Raw genomic sequence first — 18373 nt, forward strand, 5'->3', positions numbered from 1 at the left:
GGGGGGGGGGGGGGGGGGGGGGGGGGGGGGGGGGGGGGGGGGGGGGGGGGCGCCCCCCCCCCCCGGGGGCGGCCCCCCCCCCCCCACCCCCCCCCCCCCCCCCCCGCTCCAGGTTCACACGTACGAGGGCACGTGCGAGGGGTTGTACGTCGCTCAGACCTCCACCACGACCGGGAGGATCATCGGCCTGCGGCGATAGGTGTCGGAGACCCACTTGCCCAGGGTGCGGCGGATGAGTTGCTGCAGCTGGTGGGGTTCGACCACACCGTCCTGGGCGGAGCGCTCCAGGACCTCGGCGATCTTCGGGGTGACGGCCCCGAAGGCCGAGTCCTCGATGCCCGAGCCGCGGGCCTGGATGTGCGGTCCACCGGTGATCTTGCCGGTGGAGGAGTCCACGACCACGAAGACCGAGATGATGCCCTCGTCGCCGAGGATCTTCCGGTCCTTCAGCGCCGGCTCACCGACGTCGCCGACCGAGAGGCCGTCGACGTAGACGTAGCCCGCCTGGACCTTGCCGGAGATCTTCGCCTTGCCCTCGACGAGGTCGACGGCGACGCCGTCCTCGGCGATGACGATGCGGTCGTGCGGGACACCCGTCAGGGCGCCCAGCTCGGCGTTGGCGCGCAGATGGCGCCATTCGCCGTGCACCGGCATCAGGTTCTTCGGGCGGCAGATGTTGTAGAAGTACAGCAGCTCACCCGCCGAGGCGTGGCCGGAGACATGGACCTTGGCGTTGCCCTTGTGGACGACGTTCGCGCCCCAGCGGGTCAGGCCGTTGATCACGCGGTAGACCGCGTTCTCGTTGCCGGGGATCAGGGACGACGCCAGGATGACCGTGTCGCCGGGGACGATACGGATCTGGTGGTCGCGGTTGGCCATGCGGGACAGGGCGGCCATCGGTTCGCCCTGGGAGCCCGTGCAGACCAGGACGACCTCGTGGTCCGGGAGGTCGTCGAGGGTCTTGACGTCCACGACGAGACCCGGCGGGACCTTGAGGTAGCCCAGGTCTCGGGCGATGCCCATGTTGCGGACCATCGAGCGGCCGACGAAGGCCACCCGGCGTCCGTACTCGTGGGCGGCGTCCAGAATCTGCTGGATGCGGTGCACGTGGCTGGCGAAGCTCGCCACGATGATCCGCTTGCGGGCGCTCCCGAAGACCGTGCGCAGGACGTTGGAGATGTCCCGCTCCGGCGGAACGAAGCCGGGGACCTCGGCGTTCGTCGAGTCGGAGAGAAGAAGGTCGATCCCTTCCTCGCTCAGACGTGCGAACGCGTGCAGGTCCGTGAGGCGGCCGTCCAGCGGGAGCTGGTCCATCTTGAAGTCACCCGTGTGCACCACCATGCCGGCGGGGGTGCGGATCGCCACCGCGAGGGCGTCCGGGATGGAGTGGTTGACGGCGACGAACTCGCAGTCGAAGGGGCCGATGCGCTCGCGGTTCCCCTCCGCCACCTCGAGGGTGTACGGGCGGATGCGGTGCTCCTGGAGCTTCGCCTCGATGAGGGCGAGGGTCAGCTTGGAGCCGATCAGCGGGATGTCCGGCTTCTCGCGCAGGAGGTAGGGGACGGCGCCGATGTGGTCCTCGTGGCCGTGGGTCAGGACGATGCCCTCGACGGCGTCCAGACGGTCACGGATGGACGAGAAGTCGGGCAGGATCAGGTCGATTCCGGGCTGCTCCTCCTCGGGGAAGAGCACTCCGCAGTCGACGACCAGCAGACGGCCGCCGTACTCGAAGACCGTCATGTTGCGGCCGATCTCGCCGAGGCCGCCGAGCGGGGTGACCCGCAGGCCGCCCTCGGGGAGCGGCGGGGGCGGGCCCAGTTCGGGATGCGGATGACTCAAAAGACTCTCCTCAAACACGCGCGCCACGTACCGGTAGGGCACGTGGCGCGCGTGACGTTCGTGCAGAAGCAGTTGTCGTTGTGGTCGCAGGCACCGGTGGCCTGCCTATTCAGTTGTGAAGTCTGTTGTCAGAGCTGTACCCCGCCTGCGGCAAGATCGATCTTGAGCTGGCCGATCTCTTCGGGCGAGCACTCGACCATGGGCGAGCGCAGCGGTCCGGCGGGCAGGCCCAGCAGGGTGAGCGCGGCCTTGGTGGTCATGACGCCCTGGGTGCGGAACATACCCGTGTAGACGGGGAGCAGCTTCTGGTGGATCTCGGTGGCCTTCTGGACGTCGCCGGATACGTACGCGTCGACGAGGGCGCGCAGGTCGGGGGTGACGACGTGGCCGACGACCGAGACGAAGCCGACCGCGCCCACGGAGAGCAGCGGCAGGTTCAGCATGTCGTCGCCGGAGTACCAGGCGAGGCCGGAACGCGCGATGGCCCAGCTCGCGCGGCCGAGGTCTCCCTTGGCGTCCTTGTTCGCGACGATCCGCGGGTGCTCCGCGAGGCGGACGAGTGTCTCGGTGTTGATCGGGACGCCGCTGCGGCCGGGGATGTCGTAGAGCATGACGGGCAGCTCGGTGGCATCGGCGATCGACGTGAAGTGGCGGTGGAGGCCCTCTTGCGGGGGCTTGTTGTAGTAGGGGGTGACGACCAGGAGGCCGTGTGCGCCCGTCCGCTCGGCGGCCTTGGCCAGCTCGATGCTGTGGTGGGTGTCGTTGGTGCCGACGCCGGCCACGATGTGGGCCCGGTCGCCGACGGCCTCCAGGACGGCTCGTACCAGGTCCGATTTCTCCGCGTCGCCGGTGGTCGGGGACTCGCCGGTGGTGCCGTTGATGATCAGGCCGTCGTTGCCTGCATCCACCAGGTGGGTGGCGAGCCGCTGAGCGCCGTCGAGGTCGAGTGCGCCGTCCGCCGTGAAGGGCGTGACCATGGCGGTGAGGACCCGCCCGAAGGGGGTCTGCGGAGTGGAGGTCGGAGCCATGGGGAACACGCTACTCGTTGCTCACCCCGTGGTCTGCCCTCGGGGGGTTACGAAACGTCACGACAAATGCGGATCCCGGTACTGCCTGCTCGGGGGTTCAAGCAGTACCGGGTCCGTTTGATCAGGCTAGATGAACTTCTCCAAATGCCGCAATACGGACACTTCGCGCGAGCGGCCCGTACATGTGTGCCGGACGGGAGAACAGGCCTTCGTCACGGGGCGACACGACCGTTGGCGTTGAAGGCGGCGTAGGTGAGGGGCATGAGCTTCGCCCACTCGGCCTCCATCCTCTCGCCGACCATCTCGATCTCCCGCTGCGGGAAGGAGGGGACCTTGGCCAGCTCGTGCTGGGTGCGCAGGCCGAGGAAGTGCATCAGCGAGCGGGCGTTGCAGGTGGCGTACATCGAGGAGAACAGGCCGACGGGCAGGACCGAGCGGGCGACCTCGCGGGCGACGCCCTGCGCGAGCATCTCCTGGTAGGTCCGGTAGGACTGGCGGTACGAGTCCTCCATGGCCCGGCTGACAAGGTCGTGCTGCTCCGGGGTGCCCTCGACGAACACATACTTGCCGGGGCGGCCCTGCTGGACGAGCTTGCGCGAGGCGTCCGGCACGTAGAACACCGGCTGCAGCTCCCGGTAGCGACCCGACTCCTCGTTGTACGACCAGCCGACCCGGTGCCGCATGAACTCGCGGAAGACGAAGATCGGGGCGCTGACGAAGAACGTCATCGAGTTGTGCTCGAACGGGCTGCCGTGCCGGTCGCGCATGAGGTAGTTGATCAGCCCCTTCGAACGCTCCGGGTCCTTGTTCAACTCGTCCAGGGACTGCTCCCCGACGGTCGACACACGGGCCGCGAAGAGGACGTCGGAGTCCGCCGCGCTGTGCTTGACCAGCTCGACGCTGACGTCGCTGCGGAGGTCGATCTTGAAGTCGTCGTCCGGGGTGGGGGTCACGATTCGGAGGGTCCTTCCCATCTCGTCATTCGGCGACGCCACTCTACGGCCCGCCAAACGGGGTCTTCACCACCCGGGTCCTATGAAACCGGGGTGAAAGCGGGCACCTTTTGCGCTCCTCGCGCGTCTGTACTCATGGAAACCTCTTGTACGACCCTCCGAAGGACGCGGTAACCCTGTTCACCAGCGATGTCACTCCCCCTCCCCGTGAGCGGTCCTCCGCGGGGCAGACAGCCGGGCGCTGGCTCCTGGGGCTGACGATCGTGGCCGCGCTCGTCGGCTCCGTGGTCATCGGAAGACCGGCACTCACCGTGGACCACTCATCTCCGGCACAGCAGTCACACCAGTCACACCAGTCACAGCAGTCACAGGCCGCCCGGGGGCACTGACGCGATAGCCTCACCGGGCACAGCCCACGCATGGACGAGTGAGGACCAGCCGTGCCCCTGCCCTTCCTGACGGCCGACCGCGCCTTCGAGCCTGCGGACGATGTCCCGTTGCCCTTCGAGGACCGTGAGCGCTGGCGGCGCCCCTACCGGCCCGGGCCCTGGCGGGTCGCGGTGGCCGCCCTGGCACTGCTGCTCGCCTCGTACGTGCTGCTCGCGGCGGTCGTGATCGCGCTGACCGGGTCGGTCTCCGAGGCCGGCGTGATCCTCGGGATCTCGGTGCTGGTGATCGCCAGTGCGCTGCGCCTGCTCCGCATGGGCGTCTGGGTGAGCTCGCGCGGACTGCGGCAGGTCCGTTTCCTCGTCACGCGGACGGTTCCCTGGGGCCGGGTCGCGGCGGTGCGGACGGCGCAGCAGCCCGTGCGCTGGCTGGGGCTGCCGCGGACCGTCCAGGGTGAGGCGCTGACGCTCGTCCGACGGGACCGCCCGACGGAGGAGGCCGCCATACTGCTGACCACGCACGGAGCGGACTTCCTGGGGCGGACCGAGGCGTTCGACCGGGCCGCGGACGCCGTCGAGGCGTGGGCCTCGGAGAACCGGCTCGTCTGATACGCCGTATGCCGAAGGGGCCGGTCCGCGCGAGATGCGGGCCGGCCCCTTCGGCATACGGCGGTGCGGTCGTCGCGAGGCCTCTCAGGCGGCCTCGGTCCGCCTGCCGTCGTGGAGGGTGATCGCGCGCTGCATCGCCTTGCGGGCGCGCGGGGTGTCACGGGCGTCGTGGTAGGCGACGGCCAGGCGGAACCAGGTGCGCCAGTCGTCCGGGGCCGCCTCGGTCTCGGCCTTGCGCCGGGCGAAGACCTCGTCGGCCGAGTCCCGGTCGATCCGGCCGGCCGGGGTGCGCTCGAGCTCGTCGACGGGCAGGCCGCCCTCGGCGTCGAGCTCGGCGGCGAGTGCGTTGGCCCGGCGCACGAACTGGGTGTTCTTCCACAGGAACCACACCCCGATGACCGGCAGGATCAGCACCGCCACCCCGAAGGTGACGGTCAGCAGCGTGCCGGACTGGATGAGCATGACGCCACGGCTGCCGACCAGGACGAAGTAGAAGACCAGGACGGCGGCCGTGACGGCGTAGGAGAGCTTGGCGCGCATGACGGGGCTCAGCCGAGGTCCATGAAGTTCTCCAGCCCGAAGGTGAGGCCCGGAGTCGTCACCACCTTGCGGGCGCCCAGCAGGATGCCCGGCATGAAGCTGGAGTGGTGCAGGGAGTCGTGGCGGACGGTGAGGGTCTCGCCCTCGCCGCCCAGCAGCACCTCCTGGTGGGCGAGCAGGCCGCGCAGACGGACGGCGTGCACGGGGACGCCGTCGACGCTGGCTCCGCGAGCACCGTCCAGGGCCGTCTCCGTGGCGTCCGGGGCCGGGGCGCAGCCGGCCGCGCGGCGGGCCTCGGCGATGAGCTGGGCGGTGCGGGTGGCGGTTCCGGAAGGGGCGTCCACCTTGTTGGGGTGGTGCAGCTCGACGACCTCGACGGACTCGAACCAGGGCGCCGCGAGCTGCGCGAACTTCATGGTGAGGACGGCGCCGATGGAGAAGTTCGGCGCGATGAGCACACCCGTCCGGGGAGAGGCGGCCAGCCAGCCCTTCAGCTGCGTGAGGCGCTCGTCGGTCCAGCCGGTCGTCCCGACGACGGCGTGGATGCCGTGCCGGACGCAGTACTCGAGGTTCTCCATGACGGAGGAGGGCGTGGTGAGTTCCACCGCGACCTGGGCGCCGGTCTCCGCCAGCGTCTCCAGCTTGTCGCCGCGGCTCAGGGCGGCCACCAGCTCCATGTCCTCGGCGGCCTCGACCGCCCGGACCGCCTCGGAACCGATCCGGCCCCGGGCGCCGAGGACCGCCACACGCAGCTTGCTCATCTGTTGTGCTTCCTTACGGGAGTGGATTAGGCGACGGCGTCGTGCAGACGGGAGGCCTGCTTGTCCTTGAGCGGGCCGATGACCGACAGCGACGGGCGCCGTCCCAGGATGTCGCGGGCCACCGAACGGACCTCGTCCGGGGTCACCGCCGCTATCCGGGCCAGCATGTCGTCGACGGACATCTGTTCGCCCCAGCACAGCTCACTCTTGCCGATGCGGTTCATGAGCGCACCGGTGTCCTCCAGGCCGAGGACCGTGGAGCCCCGGAGCTGGCCGATGGCGCGCTCGATCTCGTCGTCGGACAGACCGTGCCCGGCGACGTGGTCGAGCTCGTCGCGGCAGATCTTCAGCACGTCGTGGACCTGCGACGGCCGGCAGCCGGCGTACACGCCGAACAGGCCGCAGTCGGCGAAGCCGGAGGTGTACGAGTACACGCTGTAGGCCAGGCCGCGCTTCTCCCGGACCTCCTGGAAGAGCCGGGAGGACATCCCGCCGCCGAGGGCCGTGTTCAGCACGCCGAGCGCCCAGCGGCGGTCGTCCGTGCGGGCCAGGCCGGGCATGCCGAGGACGACGTGGGCCTGCTCGGTCTTGCGGCCGAGCAGTTCGACCCGGCCCGCGGCGCGGATCGTGCGCCTGCCGTCGCGCGGGGCGATCGGGGCGGCGTCGGGGTTCTTGAGGGCGCCCGCCTTCTCGAAGGCGGCGCGGACCTGGCGTACGACCTTGGTGTGGTCGATGTTGCCGGCGGCCGCCACCACGAGGTGCGTCGGGTCGTAGTGCTTCTTGTAGAAGCGGCGGATGCGGTCGGCGGTGAGGGCGTTGACCGTGTCGACGGTGCCGAGGACCGGGCGGCCGAGGGCGCTGTCGCCGAACATGGTGTGCGCGAACAGGTCGTGCACACAGTCGCCCGGGTCGTCCTCGGTCATGGCGATCTCTTCGAGGATCGCGCCGCGCTCGACGTTGACGTCCTCTTCGAGGATGAGCGAGCCGGTCAGCATGTCGCAGACGACGTCGATGGCGAGCGGCAGGTCGGCGTCGAGCACGCGCGCGTAGTAGCACGTGTACTCCTTGGCCGTGAACGCGTTCATCTCGCCGCCGACGGCGTCGAGGGCCGAGGAGATGTCCAGCGCGCTACGCCGGGAGGTGCCCTTGAAGAGCAGGTGCTCCAGGTAGTGCGTGGCGCCGTTGAGCGCGGGGGTCTCGTCGCGGGAACCGACGTGGGCCCAGATGCCGAAGGTCGCGGAGCGGACCGAGGGCAGGGTCTCGGTGACGATCCGCAGGCCGCCCGGGAGGGTGGTCTTGCGGACCGTACCGATGCCGTTCTCGCCCTTGATCAGGGTTTGGGTACGGGCGACGGCCCGCGCCTCCGAAGAGGTGCGGGCCGTCGCCTCGGAGCCACGGGACGTCACTGGTCGGCGTCGTCCTTCTTGTCGTCCGAAGAGCCTTCCTCGCCCTCGATCACGGGGATCAGGGAGAGCTTGCCGCGGGAGTCGATCTCGGCGATCTCGACCTGGACCTTCTGGCCCACGCCGACGACGTCCTCGACGTTCTCCACGCGCTTGCCGCCGGCCAGCTTGCGGATCTGCGAGATGTGCAGCAGACCGTCCTTGCCGGGGAGCAGCGACACGAACGCGCCGAAGGTGGTCGTCTTGACGACCGTCCCCAGGTAGCGCTCGCCGACCTCGGGCATCGTCGGGTTGGCGATGCCGTTGATCGTCGTACGGGCGGCCTCGGCGGAGGGGCCGTCGGCGGCACCGATGTAGATGGTGCCGTCGTCCTCGATCGTGATCTCGGCGCCCGTGTCCTCCTGGATCTGGTTGATCATCTTGCCCTTGGGGCCGATGACCTCACCGATCTTGTCGACCGGGATCTTCACGGTGATGATCCGCGGCGCGTTGGGGGACATCTCGTCCGGCGTGTCGATCGCTTCCATCATCACGTCGAGGATGTGGAGGCGGGCGTCACGGGCCTGCTTGAGGGCGGCGGCCAGGACGGAGGCGGGGATGCCGTCCAGCTTGGTGTCGAGCTGGAGGGCGGTGACGAACTCCTTGGTGCCGGCGACCTTGAAGTCCATGTCGCCGAAGGCGTCCTCCGCACCGAGGATGTCGGTGAGGGTGACGTAGTGCGTCTCCCCGTCGATCTCCTGGGAGATCAGGCCCATGGCGATACCGGCGACCGGGGCCTTCAGCGGCACACCGGCGTTCAGCAGCGACATGGTGGAGGCGCAGACCGAGCCCATGGACGTCGAGCCGTTCGAGCTGAGCGCCTCGGAGACCTGGCGGATCGCGTAGGGGAACTCCTCGCGGGTCGGCAGGACCGGCACCAGGGCGCGCTCGGCGAGGGCGCCGTGGCCGATCTCGCGGCGCTTCGGGGAGCCGACGCGGCCGGTCTCGCCGGTGGAGTACGGCGGGAAGTTGTAGTTGTGCATGTAGCGCTTGCGGGTCACCGGGGAGAGGGTGTCCAGCTGCTGCTCCATGCGGAGCATGTTGAGGGTGGTGACGCCCAGGATCTGGGTCTCGCCACGCTCGAACACGGCGGAGCCGTGCACCCGCGGGATGGCCTCGACCTCGGCGGCCAGCGTGCGGATGTCGGTGACACCGCGGCCGTCGATGCGCTTCTTCTCCTTGATCACGCGCTCGCGGACCAGCTGCTTGGTGAGCGAGCGGTACGCGGCGGAGATCTCCTTCTCGCGGCCTTCGAACTCCGGCAGGAGCTTCTCGGCGGCGAGCGCCTTGACGCGGTCCAGCTCGCTCTCGCGCTCCTGCTTGCCCGCGATGGTCAGCGCGGAGGCGAGCTCCGGCTTGACGGCGGCGGTGAGGGCCTCGAGGACGTCGTCCTGGTAGTCGAGGAAGATCGGGAACTCGGCGGTCGGCTTGGCTGCCTTCGCGGCGAGGTCGGCCTGGGCCTTGCAGAGCACCTTGATGAAGGGCTTCGCGGCGTCCAGACCGGCGGCGACGACCTCCTCGGTCGGCGCCTCGGCGCCGCCCTTGACCAGCTGGATGGTCTTGTCGGTGGCCTCGGCCTCGACCATCATGATCGCGACGTCGCCGTCCTCCAGGACGCGGCCCGCGACGACCATGTCGAAGACGGCGTCCTCGAGCTCGGTGTGCGTCGGGAACGCGACCCACTGGCCGCGGATCAGCGCGACGCGGACGCCGCCGATCGGGCCGGAGAAGGGCAGGCCGGCCAGCTGCGTGGACGCGGACGCGGCGTTGATCGCGACGACGTCGTACAGGTGGTCGGGGTTGAGCGCCATGATCGTGGCGACGACCTGGATCTCGTTGCGCAGGCCCTTCTTGAAGGACGGGCGCAGCGGGCGGTCGATCAGGCGGCAGGTGAGGATGGCGTCCTCGGAGGGACGGCCCTCACGGCGGAAGAAGCTGCCGGGGATCTTGCCGGCGGCGTACATCCGCTCCTCGACGTCCACCGTCAGGGGGAAGAAGTCGAGCTGGTCCTTGGGGTTCTTGGAGGCGGTGGTGGCCGACAGCACCATGGTGTCGTCGTCCAGGTACGCCACGGCGGAGCCGGCGGCCTGCTTGGCCAGGCGGCCCGTCTCGAAGCGGATGGTGCGGGTACCGAAGGCGCCGTTGTCGATGACGGCCTCGGCGTAGTGGGTCTCGTTCTCCACTAGCGTTTTCTCCGTTACTTGTCGTCTTTCGTCCCTCGGCTGCCCGTGTGGCAGGGGGACGGTGGCGGAGAGGCGCTCCGTGCTGTGCGGGCCGGTCTTCGATCGAAGCACCCGGGGCTCACTTCCCCCCGGGGGCCACTACCGAGGACCGGCGGCGGCTTGGTGCGCGTCTCCTCGTTCTGTATGTGATGACGGCCTACCCGCGACGGGTACGTGTCATCACTCTGTGTCGTACGTCATGCGTCGTGCTACCACACTACAAAGGGGCGGTGACAGTCCGCACGTTTCCGTACGTACAGCAAAGGGAGCGGCCCCCTAGAACGGGAACCGCTCCCCTCACGGCGTCTTACTTGGCGCCGGCCGCACCGCGGCGGATGCCGAGGCGGTCGACCAGCGTACGGAAGCGCTGGATGTCCTTCTTGGCCAGGTACTGCAGCAGGCGGCGACGCTGGCCGACCAGGATCAGCAGACCACGGCGGGAGTGGTGGTCGTGCTTGTGGGTCTTGAGGTGCTCGGTCAGGTCGGAGATCCGACGCGAGAGCATGGCGACCTGGACCTCGGGGGAGCCGGTGTCGCCCTCCTTCTGGCCGAACTCGGCGATGATCTGCTTCTTCGTAGCGGCGTCGAGCGACACGCGTACTCCTCAATAGTCTGTGATGGGCCACCGAGTGCCCCCGGTCTACATCTCGGGGGAGCTTCCGTTACTCGGGAGGCGGGGATCCGCTGGGCGCGGCCTCCAGGTCCATCAGGGTGTCCTGAGGGGGCTCCGGGGGTGCGTACACAAACGGCCGACAGCCAGGGTACCAGGAGGTAGCAGGCTTCTTCCCCCCGGTATCCGAACCCTCACCGCCGCGGAAAGCGGACCACTAGGGTGACGCTCGGATCGTAGACGGAGCGAAGGTCGGCAATGCGACGAGCCGGGCCGTCGGCACCTCGGGCGGTCGGCACGTCGGGAAGGGGACGCTGCGGCATGGCGGAGACGGAAGCGGAGATGAAGGCGCGCAAGGAGCGCGAGCGGGACGAGCTGTACGCGCTCGACATCTCCGGCGTCGAGTGGAGGTGCGCGCCCGGTACGGAGGAGCACGAGGAGCGCGTCGAGATCGCGGACCTGCCCGGCGGTGCCGTGGCGATGCGGTCCTCGCTCGACCCGGACACCGTGCTCCGCTACACGGAGGGGGAATGGCGGGCGTTCGTGCTGGGGGCGCGGGACGGGGAGTTCGATCTGGAGCCCGGGTCCCGGGCGGGGGCGTAGGTGTTGGCGGCGTAGGTATGGCGGCGTAGGTGGAGTGGCGGTCGGTCGGCGCCGGCCGCCACCATTCGTGGCCAGTACTCCGTACTCCTGCTCAGGGGTTCTTCAGCGTGCTGCCCTCGATGCCGAGGACCGCGTAGACCCAGCGCGGCCGCCCCTTGGCGGGGCCGATGACGGACTTGGCGCTGAAGAAGAGACGGCCGTCGTGGACGAGGACGTCGCTGAAGGCGATCGAGGTGAAGTTCTCCGCCTCGGGCGGCAGGTCGAAGTAGAAGAAGGGCCTCTCCTTGCCGGTCTTCGGGTCGAGTGCGACGAGGGCACTGGGTGAGATGCCGTCCTGGCTCTCCCGCAGGGCGAGGAGCCGGTCGCCGCTCACCTCGACGGGGACCAGCAGGGCGTCGGGGCCTGACTCGAACTTCTGGGTGGTGTTCCCGGTCGCCAGGTCGAAGCCGATGACCCAGTTCGTGGTGTGCTTCGCGATGTCGTCCTTGCTCCGCAGGAAGACCTGGCCGGCTCCGACGGCGACGGTCGGGCAGTAGTCGACGACGAGGTACTCGTCCTCGTACGCGCACTCGCCGACGTACGTGCCGGACCGGAGGCGGATCGTGGCCCGGTTCTTGCCGTCGCCGTCGAGGGAGAGCAGCTCGGTGATGCCGGTGTCGCCGGCCGAGACGGCGAGGACGGCGGGATCGGAGGACGGGATGTCGACGTCGCGGACACCTTTGGCGGCGGAGTACGTCCACACCGTGCGGCCGGTGGCCGGGTCCACCTCGCGGACCTTGAAGGTCATGAAGTCCCAGGTGTCGATGGGGAGGTTCTTGTCGCCGCTCCAGCACTCCTGGCGCACGAGCAGCGCACCTCCGCCGGCGGCACCAGCGTCATGGCAGGTTCCGGACACCTTCGTGCTCCATCGCTGCCTGCCGTGGTCCATGTCGTACGCGATCGAGCCGCCGCCCCAGGTGACGGCCACCGTGTCGTGAGTGAGGGTCACGCTCGGGGTGTCCTGGAGGGCGCCGGTCGTCGGCTTCTTCGGGGAGGCACCGATGCCGTGGACGGGGAGTTCGTGCGACCAGATCTCGTCGCCGTCATCGAGGTCGAAGAACGCCACGTGGTCGCAGAGGGCGTGCTCCTCGTCCTTGCCCGCATAGAGCACGGCGGTGCGGTTGTCGCCGGTGACATGGCGGGTGTAGCCGCAGATGGGGCCGTCGAGGGGGAGCTTCCACTTCTCGTCGCCGGGTGCGGCGTCGGTGCCTGTGGCGAAGCCGACGAGGGTCTTGTTGATGCCCTTGGCGAGGATCTTGTCGGTGGCCCACAGACCGGGCAGCTCGTACGACTCGCCGGGGCTCAGATCGTCGACGGAGAAACGGAAGGCCATGGTGCCGACCGTGCTCGCGGGTTGTTTCTCGACGGTCTGGCGGATGTCGAGGGGGCCCTGGCGGGTGTCCTGCTGGTTGTCGGAGGTCTTGGTGCCACCGCCGTCACGTCCCCACAGGAGCACACCGCCGGCCCCCAGAGCCGTGACGAGCACGAGCACGAGCAGTCCGAGCAGCCAGGCACGGCGGCGCTTGCGGCCGCGGGTCTCCGCGGTCAGGGCGGACTGGGTGTACACGGAGGGGGGCGGGCCGAAGCTCACGCGGGGTCCTTTATCTGTTTTGGTGCCGCTTTGTCGCAATGTTGCGCTGTGGGGCGGATCGAAAGAGCGACGGGTTGACCGAAACGCGGTTCGCCTGTCTGCGGGTTGGTTTCGGTGGCCCTAGCCGACCAGGGAGCGTGCGGCGGTCAGCGCGCCGACCGTGGCGAGGCACAGCGGGACGAGCGTGAGCAGAACCGTGCCCTCGGCGAGGTCGAGGAAGCGCCCCCAGAACGGCGAGAGGCCCTTCTTCGGGATGATCAGACCGCACGCCGTGATCAGTGCGGCCCCCCCGGCGATCGCGGCCGTCAGCCACGCGGTGCGCAGGTCGAGCGCACCTCTGTCGCCGTGCAGGACGAACTCCGTCACCGCCGCGGCCGGAGGGTTGAGGGCGAGGCCGAGCAACAGCAGGGCGACGGCGGCGATTCCGGCGGCGAGGACGCAGACCACCTGAGAGGTGTAGCGGAAGAGACGGGCGCGGATGAGCATGGCCAGGCCGGTGGCCAGGGCCAACAACTGTCCCCAGACGTTGTCCGAGAACCCGAGCACGGCGCCGGCCCCGACGACGACGGCGGCCGTTCCACCGACCAGCCCCAGCAGCATCTCGTGGCCGCGCCGGGCCTGGGCTGCGATGCCCTCGGCGTCCAGGGCCTCGGTGTCCGCGGACTGGGCCGGGTCGAGATCGAGGTCGTCCTGGGCGGCGGAGCGCGGCGAGGCATACCCGATGGGCAGGCGGGCGAACCGTGCGGAGAGGCCAGGCAGGAAGGCGACGATGCCGATGGCGACCGGGGCGCACACCGACGCGGTGGCGGTGGCGGACGCCTCGGTGACGATCATCACGAACGTGGCAAGAGCGCCCACGGCCGACAGGAAGGTCGCCGCCACGAAGGGGGCGTCCCCGCTGGGCGTGAGCGCGACCAGGACGACGGAGGCGATCAGGACGGTCACGCAGCCGAGCATGAACTGGAGCCTGCCCGGCCCCTGGCCGGCATCCGGGGCCACGATCCCGGAACCGGCGAGCAACAACAGGGGCAGGGCACCGAGTCCGACGGCGACCGCCGTCCGCCGGTCGTCGTACACACGCGCTCGTACGCTCGCGAAAGCGGTCAGCAGGACGCCGAGGCCGCCCGCGATGACACCGGCGAGACCGTGCATGTCATGGCGGACGGGATCGGCGAACCAGAGGACGAAACCGAGCAGGAGCAGCAGCAGCGAGCCCCCGGCCAGGCCGGCGACGCCGAGCAGGTCGTCGCTCCACAGGTGACGGTCGCGGGCGACGGCCGAGGCGACGGCGTCCGAGACGTCGTCGTAGACCGCGGGAGGCAGGGATGCCGCGAACGGCCGCAGGGCGAGCACCTCGCCGTCGAGGACCCGTTCGTCCGCGAGGGTTCGGGCGCCGTCCAGGACGCGGCCGTCCCGGCGCACCAGGTGATACCCCGTCGGGGCGCCGGCCGGCTGGGTCTGGCCCGTGAGCCGAAGGATCTCCGGATAGACGTCGGCCACGGCGATGTCCACCGGAAGCGCCACGTCGATACGACTGTCCGGCGCCACGACGGTGACTCGGCAGAACCCTGTCGCCGCGGTCGTACTCACCTTCACTGACCCCCTGCTTCGCGGATGCGCACGCTGCGGGCGCCACCCTATCGGCCGGTGCGTCAGAGGTGACAAGTAGGATCGCGCCGCAGCGGATGGCGGCCGTCACCACGGGGGTGCCGGTAGGCAACGACTCGTCCGCCCAGGGGGATTGATGCTCCGGTGAGCCAGATCGTCATCAAGCGCCCGCCGCGTACCCTGCCGCCCGAAGTGCCCGTGGATGAGCTTCATTTGGAGACTCCTCCCGAGCTGCCGCGCGGGCAGCAGGAGGGCGTGCTCATGCAGGTCCTGCCGACGCTCGGCATGGGCTCGTCCGTCGTGTTCTACTTCGCATCGCCGAACGCCCATCCGTTCATGCGGATCATGGGTGTGCTGATGCTGGTGTCGACCGCGGCAATGGTGGTGGCGCAGATCGTGCGGTATCGCCGGGGTACGCAAGGGCAAATGGCGGACGTGCGCCGCGACTACCTCAGGTACCTCACGCAGACGCGTCGCACGGTCCGCAGGACCGCGCTCAGGCAGCGCGACGCCCAGCTGTATCTGCACCCCGCGCCGGAGCAGTTGTGGGCGCTGGTGGCCGAGGGCAGCCGCGTGTGGGAACGCCGCGTCGGGGACGGCGACTTCGGACAGGTCCGGATAGGGCTGGGCCCACAGCAGCTGTCCACTCCGCTGGTCGCGCCGGACACCGCGCCGGTCGACGAGCTGGAGCCGCTGTGCGCCGGCGCCATGCAGCGCTTCCTCGCGGTGCACAGTCAACTGGACGGGCTGCCGGTTGCGTTGTCACTGCGCGCCTTCTACCACATGACGGTGTCCGGCGACGCGGGCTGCGCCCAGTCGGCCGCCCGCGCGCTGGTGGCCCAGGCCGTCTCCCTGCACTCCCCCGACGACCTGGTGGTCGCGGTGGTGGCCTCGCCCGGCGCCGTGGCCCGCTGGGACTGGACCAAGTGGCTGCCGCACTGCCAGGTACCGGGACGGCTGGACGGCTCCGGCACGCGACGGCTCTTCGGTGACGACCTCGGCGAACTGGAACAGCTGCTGACAGCCCGTCTGGACGGGCGGCCGCGCTTCAGCCGGGACGGTCAACCGGTGCTGGACCAGCCGCACGTCCTGGTGGTCCTGGACGGTGGCATCGTGCCTCCGACCTCGGCCTTCGCCGCGGCCGAGGGGCTCCAGGGGGTGACCATCGTCGAGGTCGTCCCCGGTGAACTCGACCAGCCGCGCGGTGACCTCTCCATCGTCGTGCGCCCCGAGCGTCTCTGGCTGGACTCCGGGGGCGGAACGGCCTGGGAGGGCATGCCCGACGCCCTGTCGCTGCCCGCCGCGGAGGCGCTCGCCCGGCAGCTGGCACCGCTGCGCATGGGAAGTGGCGGAGACGACGACGAACCGCTGCTCGCCAACCTCGACTTCACCGACCTGCTGGGCCTGGGTGACGCCGCGTCGGTGGACGTCGCGCGCACCTGGCGACCGCGGTCCACGCCGGAGCGCCTGCGCGTGCCGATCGGTGTCGGCGAGGACGGCCAGCCCGTGATGCTGGACCTGAAGGAGGCCGCCCAGGACGGCATGGGGCCGCACGGCCTGTGCGTGGGGGCCACCGGTTCCGGCAAGTCGGAACTGCTGCGCACACTCGTGCTGGGCCTGGCCGTCACGCACTCCTCGGAGACGCTGAACTTCGTCCTCGCTGACTTCAAGGGGGGCGCGACCTTCGCCGGCATGTCGCAGATGCCGCACGTCGCCGCCGTCATCACCAACCTCTCCGACGACCTGACGCTCGTCGACCGCATGGGCGACGCGATCCGCGGCGAGCTGCAGCGCCGCCAGGAGCTGCTGCGGGCCGCCGGCAACTACGCCAACATCCACGACTACGAGAAGGCGCGGGCCGCCGGCGCCCCGCTGGAGCCGCTGGCCTCCCTGGTCCTCGTGATCGACGAGTTCAGCGAACTGCTCACGGCCAAGCCGGACTTCATCGACATGTTCATCCAGATCGGCCGTATCGGCCGCTCGCTGGGTGTGCATCTGCTGCTGGCGTCCCAGCGGCTGGAGGAGGGCCGGCTGCGGGGTCTGGACACCTATCTGTCGTACCGGATCGGTCTGCGGACGTTCTCGGCCGCCGAATCGCGGGCGGCCCTGGGCGTGCCGGACGCCTACCACCTGCCGTCGGTGCCCGGCTCGGGATATCTGAAGTTCGGTACCGACGAAATGGTCCGCTTCAAGGCGGCCTACGTATCGGGGACGTACCGCGCGGGCGCTCCCGAGGTCACCCAGGGCAGGATGCCGATCGAGCGCCGCCCGGCGCTGTTCACCGCGGTACCGGTGCCCGTCGTGTACTCCGCTCCCGATCCCGCTCAGGCCGCCCAGACGGCCGCCCGGCAGGACGACGACGCGCTGGCCGACACGGTGCTCGACGTCATCGTCCAGCGGCTGGAGGGCCAGGGTGTACCGGCCCACCAGGTCTGGCTGCCCCCACTGGACCTCGCGCCCTCGCTGGACCAGTTGCTGCCGCCACTGGCGGTGTCGGCGCAGCGCGGGCTGCAGGCTGCGGAATACACGCGGCTGGGCGGGCTGACGGTCCCCCTCGGCCTCGTCGACAAGCCGTTCGAGCAGAAGCGCGAGGTGCTGTACGCGGACTTCTCCGGCGCGGCCGGCCACATGCTGATCGTGGGCGGACCGCAGTCCGGCAAGTCGACGCTGCTGCGTTCCCTCGTCGCGTCCTTCGCACTCACGCACACACCGCACGAGGTGCAGTTCTACTGCCTCGACTTCGGCGGTGGCGGGCTGAGCGCGGTCGCCGACCTGCCGCATGTCGGCGGTGTGGCGTCGCGGCTGGATCCGGAGCGCGTGCGGCGTACCGTCGCGGAGGTGGCCGGCATCCTCAACCGGCGCGAGCAGTTCTTCCGGGCGAACGGCGTCGACTCCATCGCCACGTATCGCCGTCGGCGTGCCGCGGGTGAACTGTCCGACGAGGGCTGGGGGGACGTCTTCCTCGTCATCGACGGATGGGGCAACTTCAAGAACGACTACGAGGGCCTCGACGGCGTCGTCACCGACCTCGCGGGCCGCGGCCTGGGATACGGCGTCCACGTGGTGCTCTCGGCCTCTCGGTACATGGAGGTGCGGGCGGTCCTCAAGGACCAGGTCCTCGGCCGGCTGGAGCTGCGGCTCGGTGACGCGATGGACTCGGAGTTCGACCGCAAGGTCGCACAGAACGTGCCGACGGGCGTGCCCGGACGTGGTCAGGTCCCGGAGAAGCTGCACTTCATGACGGCGCTGCCGCGGGTCGACTCGTCGTCGGCGAGCGACGACCTCACCGACGCCACGGCACAGCTGGTGCAGGCAGTGAAGACGGGCTGGCAGGGCCCGGCGGCACCTACGGTTCGCCTTCTGCCCCGCAAGCTGCCCGCCGAGCAGTTGCCCAAGGGCTTCGAGTTCCCGCAGCACGGCATCGCGATCGGCATCGACGAGGCGAACCTGGAGCCCGTCTTCATCGACCTCGACGCCGATCCGTTCTTCCTCGTCTTCGGTGAGAGCGAGGCGGGCAAGACGAATCTGCTGCGCCTGATCGCGAAGCAGGTCGCGGAGCGCTACACACCCGCCGAGGCACGGATCGTGGTGGGCGACTACCGGCGCACCATGCTGGAGACGGTGTCGGAGGAGCACCTCCTGGAGTACGCGCCGATGGCCTCGGCGATGCAGGTCCACATGGACGCCATCCGGCAGTTCATGGAGATGCGCACGCCCAAGCCGGACATCACGCCGCAGCAGCTTCGCGACCGTAGCTGGTGGAGCGGACCGCAACTGTTCGTCATCATCGACGACTACGAGTTGGTGGCGACCAACTCCGGCAATCCGATGTCCTCACTGGTGGAACACCTGCCGTTCGCACGGGACGTCGGCGTCAAGTTCATCGTGGCGCGCAACACGGCCGGCGCCTCGCGCGCCATGTACGAGTCCTTCATGCAGCGTGTGAAGGAACTCGGCGCGCAGGGCGTGGTGTTGTCGGGCGATCCGAGCGAGGGTGACATCCTCGGCAACGTCCGGAGCCGGCCGATGCCGCCGGGACGGGGCGTGTTCGTGTCACGCAAGCGAGGCACGTCGCTTATCCAGGTGGGCTTGCTTCCGCAACGCCATTAGAGTGACTGATCGAGCCTTGTCTCGTCTTGACT

14 protein-coding genes are annotated in these 18373 nt (G+C 69.8%); 4 read left to right on the forward strand and 10 right to left on the reverse strand.

The window, feature by feature from the left end:
* Window positions 1-153 precede the first annotated feature (153 nt).
* From ACFY30_RS38685 to thyX, 3 genes are all read right to left on the reverse strand, one after another.
* On the reverse strand, window positions 154-1839 hold the full coding sequence (locus ACFY30_RS38685) for a ribonuclease J (protein ID WP_390849831.1): 1686 nt from the start codon (window positions 1837-1839) through the stop codon (window positions 154-156).
* Window positions 1840-1967: 128 nt separating this feature from the next.
* Complete coding sequence (gene dapA / locus ACFY30_RS38690; RefSeq protein ID WP_390849832.1) at window positions 1968-2867, reverse strand: 4-hydroxy-tetrahydrodipicolinate synthase; 900 nt, start codon at window positions 2865-2867, stop codon at window positions 1968-1970.
* Between the two features lie 212 nt (window positions 2868-3079).
* On the reverse strand, window positions 3080-3820 hold the full coding sequence (thyX, locus tag ACFY30_RS38695; protein WP_390849833.1) for an FAD-dependent thymidylate synthase: 741 nt from the start codon (window positions 3818-3820) through the stop codon (window positions 3080-3082).
* 146 nt (window positions 3821-3966) lie between these two features.
* Between thyX and ACFY30_RS38700 the strand changes: the two genes are divergently transcribed.
* Entirely contained in the window at window positions 3967-4209 is a 243-nt protein-coding gene (locus tag ACFY30_RS38700; RefSeq protein ID WP_390849834.1) for a hypothetical protein, read from the forward strand.
* Between the two features lie 51 nt (window positions 4210-4260).
* Window positions 4261-4815, forward strand: coding sequence for a hypothetical protein (locus tag ACFY30_RS38705; protein WP_390849835.1), 555 nt, complete (start codon window positions 4261-4263; stop codon window positions 4813-4815).
* A gap of 84 nt (window positions 4816-4899) precedes the next feature.
* Here the strand turns inward: ACFY30_RS38705 and ACFY30_RS38710 are convergent, their stop codons facing one another.
* The 5 genes from ACFY30_RS38710 to rpsO form a co-directional block, all read right to left on the reverse strand.
* Window positions 4900-5355 (reverse strand): hypothetical protein, encoded by a 456-nt coding sequence (locus tag ACFY30_RS38710; protein WP_390662591.1) that lies wholly within the window; start codon window positions 5353-5355, stop codon window positions 4900-4902.
* An 8-nt stretch (window positions 5356-5363) separates the two neighbouring features.
* The gene (gene dapB, locus ACFY30_RS38715; RefSeq protein ID WP_390849836.1) at window positions 5364-6116 is read right to left on the reverse strand and encodes a 4-hydroxy-tetrahydrodipicolinate reductase; all 753 of its coding nucleotides are present in this window, start codon (window positions 6114-6116) and stop codon (window positions 5364-5366) included.
* Between the two features lie 26 nt (window positions 6117-6142).
* A complete protein-coding gene (locus ACFY30_RS38720) occupies window positions 6143-7522 on the reverse strand; it encodes a M16 family metallopeptidase (RefSeq protein WP_390849837.1) in 1380 nt (459 codons plus the stop codon).
* Window positions 7519-9741, reverse strand: coding sequence for a polyribonucleotide nucleotidyltransferase (locus tag ACFY30_RS38725; protein WP_390849838.1), 2223 nt, complete (start codon window positions 9739-9741; stop codon window positions 7519-7521). The genes ACFY30_RS38720 and ACFY30_RS38725 overlap by 4 nt, the downstream gene beginning before the upstream one ends.
* Window positions 9742-10087: 346 nt before the next feature.
* Complete coding sequence (rpsO, locus tag ACFY30_RS38730) at window positions 10088-10375, reverse strand: 30S ribosomal protein S15 (RefSeq protein WP_016432306.1); 288 nt, start codon at window positions 10373-10375, stop codon at window positions 10088-10090.
* A gap of 336 nt (window positions 10376-10711) precedes the next feature.
* Here rpsO and ACFY30_RS38735 point away from each other — a divergent pair, with 336 nt between their 5' ends.
* On the forward strand, window positions 10712-10993 hold the full coding sequence (locus ACFY30_RS38735) for a DUF397 domain-containing protein (protein ID WP_390849839.1): 282 nt from the start codon (window positions 10712-10714) through the stop codon (window positions 10991-10993).
* Between the two features lie 91 nt (window positions 10994-11084).
* On the opposite strand, the gene ACFY30_RS38740 is transcribed toward ACFY30_RS38735, so the two are convergent.
* Window positions 11085-12623 (reverse strand): PQQ-binding-like beta-propeller repeat protein, encoded by a 1539-nt coding sequence (locus tag ACFY30_RS38740; protein ID WP_390849840.1) that lies wholly within the window; start codon window positions 12621-12623, stop codon window positions 11085-11087.
* Window positions 12624-12743: 120 nt separating this feature from the next.
* Entirely contained in the window at window positions 12744-14213 is a 1470-nt protein-coding gene (gene eccD, locus ACFY30_RS38745; protein WP_390849841.1) for a type VII secretion integral membrane protein EccD, read from the reverse strand.
* A 162-nt stretch (window positions 14214-14375) separates the two neighbouring features.
* On the opposite strand from eccD, the gene eccCa reads away from it, so the two are divergent.
* On the forward strand, window positions 14376-18341 hold the full coding sequence (gene eccCa / locus ACFY30_RS38750; RefSeq protein WP_390849842.1) for a type VII secretion protein EccCa: 3966 nt from the start codon (window positions 14376-14378) through the stop codon (window positions 18339-18341).
* Window positions 18342-18373: the final 32 nt, after the last annotated feature.

The sequence above is a fragment of the Streptomyces sp. NPDC000345 genome, from assembly GCF_042898825.1.
Taxonomy (GTDB): Bacteria; Actinomycetota; Actinomycetes; order Streptomycetales; family Streptomycetaceae; genus Streptomyces.